The organism is uncultured Helcococcus sp. (assembly GCF_946998255.1).
Classification (GTDB): domain Bacteria; phylum Bacillota; class Clostridia; order Tissierellales; family Peptoniphilaceae; genus Helcococcus.
This window is the reverse complement of record NZ_CAMPYN010000063.1, coordinates 1-5,436: the sequence shown is the minus strand read 5'-3', so window position 1 is coordinate 5,436 and position 5,436 is coordinate 1. Positions and strand designations below refer to the sequence as shown.

8 protein-coding genes are annotated in these 5,436 nt (G+C 30.4%); all 8 read left to right on the top strand.

Annotated features, from left to right (window positions below):
* Positions 1–495 (top strand): S1 RNA-binding domain-containing protein (locus Q0U66_RS05195; protein WP_297378270.1); only part of this gene is annotated, 495 nt, incomplete at its 5' end.
* Positions 488–940 (top strand): SsrA-binding protein SmpB, encoded by a 453-nt coding sequence (gene smpB / locus Q0U66_RS05190; RefSeq protein WP_297378267.1) that lies wholly within the window; start codon positions 488–490, stop codon positions 938–940. The genes Q0U66_RS05195 and smpB, both read left to right, overlap by 8 nt.
* Positions 940–1,548 (top strand): cyclodeaminase/cyclohydrolase family protein, encoded by a 609-nt coding sequence (locus tag Q0U66_RS05185; protein WP_297378264.1) that lies wholly within the window; start codon positions 940–942, stop codon positions 1,546–1,548. Before smpB ends, Q0U66_RS05185 begins: the two co-directional genes overlap by 1 nt.
* A 12-nt stretch (positions 1,549–1,560) precedes the next feature.
* Positions 1,561–2,397 (top strand): DegV family protein, encoded by an 837-nt coding sequence (locus Q0U66_RS05180; RefSeq protein WP_297378262.1) that lies wholly within the window; start codon positions 1,561–1,563, stop codon positions 2,395–2,397.
* Positions 2,398–2,474: 77 nt separating this feature from the next.
* The gene (locus tag Q0U66_RS05175; protein ID WP_297378260.1) at positions 2,475–3,242 is read left to right on the top strand and encodes a TIGR02206 family membrane protein; all 768 of its coding nucleotides are present in this window, start codon (positions 2,475–2,477) and stop codon (positions 3,240–3,242) included.
* Entirely contained in the window at positions 3,214–3,843 is a 630-nt protein-coding gene (locus tag Q0U66_RS05170; protein WP_297378255.1) for a phosphatase PAP2 family protein, read from the top strand. Before Q0U66_RS05175 ends, Q0U66_RS05170 begins: the two co-directional genes overlap by 29 nt.
* 133 nt (positions 3,844–3,976) lie before the next feature.
* Complete coding sequence (locus Q0U66_RS05165; protein ID WP_297378252.1) at positions 3,977–4,501, top strand: DUF1836 domain-containing protein; 525 nt, start codon at positions 3,977–3,979, stop codon at positions 4,499–4,501.
* A complete protein-coding gene (locus Q0U66_RS05160) occupies positions 4,494–5,345 on the top strand; it encodes a DegV family protein (protein WP_297378249.1) in 852 nt (283 codons plus the stop codon). The genes Q0U66_RS05165 and Q0U66_RS05160 overlap by 8 nt, the downstream gene beginning before the upstream one ends.
* Positions 5,346–5,436 lie beyond the last annotated feature (91 nt).

Genomic DNA, 5,436 nt, shown 5'->3' with positions numbered 1-5,436 from the left:
GCTACTGAAAATTATTCACACTTTACAGCTCCTATTAGAAGATATAGTGACCTTGTAGTTCATAGAATATTAAAGGCTAGCCTTCACAATAATTATAAAGAAGCAAAGAGAAATTATCTAAAAAAACTTGATAAGATTGCTGAGCATGTATCTGAGACAGAAAGAAAGGCTGAAGATGCTGAAAGAGATGTAGAAGATTTGAAAAAAGCAGAATACATGTATGAAAGAATTGGTAATGAATATGATGGTATAATATCATCAGTTACCGGATTTGGTATTTTTATTGAACTAGAAAATACAGTTGAAGGTATGGTTCATTTTAGAAATCTAAGTGATGACTATTATGAATTGGACGAAGAAAATTATATAATTGTTGGACAAAATACTGGAAAAACCTATGGCTTAGGTCAAAAAGTAAGAATAAAAGTAGATAATGTTAATGTCAATTTAAGAGAAATAGATTTTTCAATTATAAGTGATGGTGAAAATGAGTAAAATATTAGCAAGAAATAAAAGAGCCAAGCATGATTATTTTATAGAAGAATATTTTGAAGCTGGCTTAGTTTTAGAAGGAAATGAAGTTAAAAGTATAAAGGCGGGAAAGGTTTCTATAAAAGAAGCCTACTGCCAGGTGAGAAATGGTGAAGCATTCATAATTGGTATGCATGTCACACCTTATACTCAAGCTAATAACTTTATAAATCTTGATCCTATAAGGACTAGAAAATTATTGCTTAACAAAAAAGAAATTAAAAAAATAGGATCAAAAACTGTAGAAAAAGGATGGGCTCTTTTACCTTTAGAAATTAAAGATAAAAATGGTTTAATAAAGATTGACATAGGCCTAGGAAAAGGTAAAAAGCTTTATGACAAAAGAAGAGACCTAAAGGAAAAAGATGCGAAGAGAAGCATAGATAGGACTATGAAGGAGAGGTATTAATGGAAATTAATAATTATCTAGAACTATTGAGTGAAAGTAATGCGAAAGCTGGTGGAGGATCTGCATCTGCTTTTTCAGGTGCTATGGCAACATCCTTGATATTAAAAGCTTATAACATGATAAAAAAAAGAGATCCAGAATTAGATGATAAGTTGCAAGAACATTATGAGCAAGATTTACTAAGATTAACGGAATACTACAAAGAAATGATAATTACTGATGGTAAACTTTTTGAAAAAGTTTTAGAAGCCTATTCTTTACCAAAGGAAAATAATGGAGATGGTATATATAGGAAGCAAAGGATAGAAGAGGCTTATAAAGATGCCTTTGATTCACCATATAATATGATGATCCATGCTGTAAAACTTTATGACTATATATTTACCATTAAAGATTTTTCAGATAGGATGTCTGATTCAGAGCTTTTAATAGCTCAAACTCTTATTGATGCTTGCTACAATTCATCAAGGGTAAATATGGCCTTAAATAAGAAATATATTACTGATAAAGATTTTTTAGACAAGAAAAAACACAATATCTTAAAAATAGAACAAAGTTATGTATATAAGAGGAAAAAGTTTTTCGTTTTATTTTTATCTAGAGATTAGTTAGGAGAAGATATGATACAAATAGTTACAGATTCTGCCTCAGATATCACTCAAGATGAAGCTAGAGAATTAAATATTCATGTAGTACCTTTGAAGATAGAATTTTCAGATGGAGAATTTCCTAATAATTCATTAGAAGACTATCAAAAGTTTTTCAAGAAACTTGAAGAATCTAAAGATTTACCAAAGACATCTAGTCCAAGCCCAGCCTTATATTTAGATATCTATAATAAGGCAAAGGAAGATAGTGACCAAGTGATAGTTATTTCCCTTTCAAGTGGCTTAAGTGGAACTTATGAGTCATCATTATTAGCTAAAAATATGATAGATTACGAAGATATTTTCGTTATAGATTCTTGCCAGGCTATACCTGCTCAAAGGCTATTGGTTGAACATGCAGTTAAGATGAGAGATCAAGGTTATACTGCAGAAGAGATTGTAAATGAAATAGAATCTTTAAAACATAAAGTGTCAGTTTCTGGACTTTTAGATACCCTTACCTATTTGGCCAAGGGTGGAAGGATTCCTAAGTCAATTGAGCTGATAGGGAATGCCTTATCTATAAAACCAAGTATAATTTTAGAAGATAAGATTTTACAATCATTAAAATTATCTAGGGGTAGAAAATCAGGTAAAAAAGCCTTGTGGAAAAATTTTGAAAAAGACTTTGACCCATCATATCCAGTTATTTTCGCCTATACTTCAAATGAAGAATTAGGAAAAGGATTTATGGAAGAAACCAAAGAAAAATATGGATTAACTGATACAAAGCTAGTTGCAATAGGCGGAGTTATCGGCACCCATGTTGGGGGAAATGGTATATCTATAGCCTATGTAAAAAAAGACTAAAATAAATATATTATTTAGAAATTTGTAATAAATATGTGTTAAAATGTGAAGGACATATAATTACAAGAGGAGTTAAAATGGAGTTTTTTAAGACTTTTTTTAGGGGAAGTGAAGATGCTTATGTATTCCCTAAGTATGGAAAAGTTCATCTACTTATGCTAGCAATATTTTTTGTAGGTATATATTTTATTTACAAGGGATATTTTGGCCTTAAAGATGAAAAAAAGAATAAGAAATTTATGAATACAATGTTGGCTATTTTATTTATAGACCAAATTGTCCTATATAGCTGGCAAATTGGATCTGGATATTTTAATTGGGCTATGAGCTTACCTTTGTACCATTGCAGGATATGTGTATGGTTTTTGATTATCGGCATATATTTTGATAGGCCAGTAATCAAGACTATTGGTCTATATTGGGGTATACTAGGATCACTATTAGCAATGTTACTACCTGATTTATATAAGTTTTCATTCCCACACTATACAAATGTTCAATTTTTCATTGTCCACATATTGATGGGTTGGGTAATAAGTGATTTAATATTTAGGAAGAAATATATACCAGGTAAAAATGAAAATGTAAAAGCTTTGATTTTTACAAATTTCTTTAATTTAGGTCTAATAATCTTTAATTTATCTATGAGAAAGTATTGGCCAAATGTGAATTATGGATATATGCTTGAACTACCAATCGAACAAAACCTTATACCTAGTTCAGCCACACCAGTAATCATGTTTTTAATGTTTAATTTTGTTATGCTTGTATTTGCGGGCGTAAGTGTACTTGCAAGTAATAAAAGGAAAAATGCTTATGAAGAAATTGACTGCTTATCTGAATAAAAACAAAGAATTATTATATGTTTTAATCTTTGCAGCCTTTTCTGCAATAACTTTTGAATTATTTAATAGACCCTTTGGTACTGTTACAAATATCAAAATAGATTTTGATGACAAGATTCCTTTTATAAAAGAATTAATACTTGTATATCATACCTTTATGCCATTATTAGTCTATACAGGTTATATTCTTTATAAAGACAATAAGGAAAATTATAGAAAATATGTAGCAGCCTTATTTTTATCGCAAATAACAGCTTATATAATATACATGCTATTTCAAACTGAGGTGCCAAGATATGATACTAATCTACTAGGAGATGATATTTTTTCTAGGTTAGTGAAACTTACCTATATGGTGGATAACAATTATTCAGGAGCACCTTCCTTGCATGTGTGCCATACACTTTTAGCATCCATATATTTGTATAAGAGTGGCATCGAGAGAAAATATGTGTTTCCATTGATTGCATACCTTATGCTAGTTGCAGCAACTACAGTTCTAGTAAAACAACATGTAGTTTTAGACATACCAGCCGGGATAGTCCATGCTGTAGTTAATTGTTTGATAGTAAGGTTGATATTTAGAAGTAGGAATAAATAGACATAGATTAAAGTTAGATTGTTTACACTTGTGTAAGCAATCTTCTTTTATTTTAAAATATTTATTGACTACAAAATTCATATTTGGTATTATCTTGTTATGATAACTAGATAATAAAATAAGTGAGGAAATTTTGAAAAACATAAAAGATTTTAAATGTCCCTTATGGGAAGATTTGCCAAATGAGGGGCTTCGATCCAAGCAGGTTATCGAATATATTGAACAGGCTCTTAGTCCAATAGTCATAGAAGGACCTATTATAACAGCAACCATGATTCAAAATTATAGAAAATGGGGAGTCATAGATAGGAAACCTGGTCGTATGTACTATAGGGATGATATTGCAAGGCTTATAGTTATATCTATTTACAAGCAGATATTAACTATAGATGAAATAAAAAAAGGAACAGATTTAAGCCTTAAGCAGCAATCTCTTGAAAAATCATACAATAGCTTTGCTAGTGTTTTAACCGATGCTATCAGTTATATAAATAAGGCTTTTGATAATGAAGGAAATCTAACCATAAAAGAAGAAAAGTTTAACTATAAGGAAGTGGGACTATCAGTATTAGCCTTTGCCTATGCTGCAAAACTACTAGGAACAATAATTATAAAACAAAATGGAATTAAAAATTTAAGGAGTATTTTATATGAGTAAAATTGCAATTTTTGGGGATACAGCCCAAGACTTAACTATAGAATTAGCTAAAGAACACGGTATTGAATTAATACCATATAAGTTAGAAATAGATGGAAAAAGCTATATAGACCAAGTGGAAATCCAATCAAGAGAATTTTATGAAGGGATGCCTACCTACAAGGACCTTAAAACAGGGACACCTGGACTTCAAGAAGTCATAGAAGTTTTGGATAGACTAAAAGAAGAAGGTTGTACCGATGCTATCATGATAACTTGTTCAAGTAAGTTAACAGGTATGTACAATGTATATAATTCTGTAAAACATATGTATGAGGGTATTAACCTACATTTAGTAGAAACTGACCAAATAGCTTCAAGCACTGCCTTGGTTACTATCTATGCAGCCAAATTGAGAGATGAAGGATACCAAGTGGAAGAGATTTTAGAAAAAATAAATAATGTTTTAGACAAGGTTAATATTTTTGCCTTATTTAGAACCCTAACCTATGTAGCTAGGGGAGGAAGATTTAATAAATATAGAGGAATGTTAGGAAATCTTTTAAATATCCAACCTCTGCTTACACCTATAGATGGTGAGGTGGGTATTGTTTCAAGACCTAGAGGTAAAAAGAAGAGTCAAAATGCCTTAGTAGAAGCAGTTAAAGACTATATTGGTGATAGTAAAGACTACTGGTTATCTATCTTTTCAGCCGATAATGACAAGGAAATGTCTGAAATAAGAGAAAAGTTAAAGGATGAATTTGATAAGGCTAAGTTCGTTTTAGAAAGTGAACTTACACCTATGCTTGGTGTACATTCAGGACCTGAAGCTGTTGGGGTAGCTATATTAAAATTTGATTAATTAAATGATTTGATTCATAATTACTGTTATAAAGAAAAGACTAACTATATGAAGTCAAGTAAAAAATAAATAACTTTATGAAAGATATACC

Coding starts and splice junctions, on each gene's coding strand:
- smpB (WP_297378267.1), top strand. CDS start 488: ATGAGTAAAATATTAGCAAGAAATAAAAGAGCCAAGCATGATTATTTT.
- Q0U66_RS05185 (WP_297378264.1), top strand. CDS start 940: ATGGAAATTAATAATTATCTAGAACTATTGAGTGAAAGTAATGCGAAA.
- Q0U66_RS05180 (WP_297378262.1), top strand. CDS start 1,561: ATGATACAAATAGTTACAGATTCTGCCTCAGATATCACTCAAGATGAA.
- Q0U66_RS05175 (WP_297378260.1), top strand. CDS start 2,475: ATGGAGTTTTTTAAGACTTTTTTTAGGGGAAGTGAAGATGCTTATGTA.
- Q0U66_RS05170 (WP_297378255.1), top strand. CDS start 3,214: ATGAAGAAATTGACTGCTTATCTGAATAAAAACAAAGAATTATTATAT.
- Q0U66_RS05160 (WP_297378249.1), top strand. CDS start 4,494: ATGAGTAAAATTGCAATTTTTGGGGATACAGCCCAAGACTTAACTATA.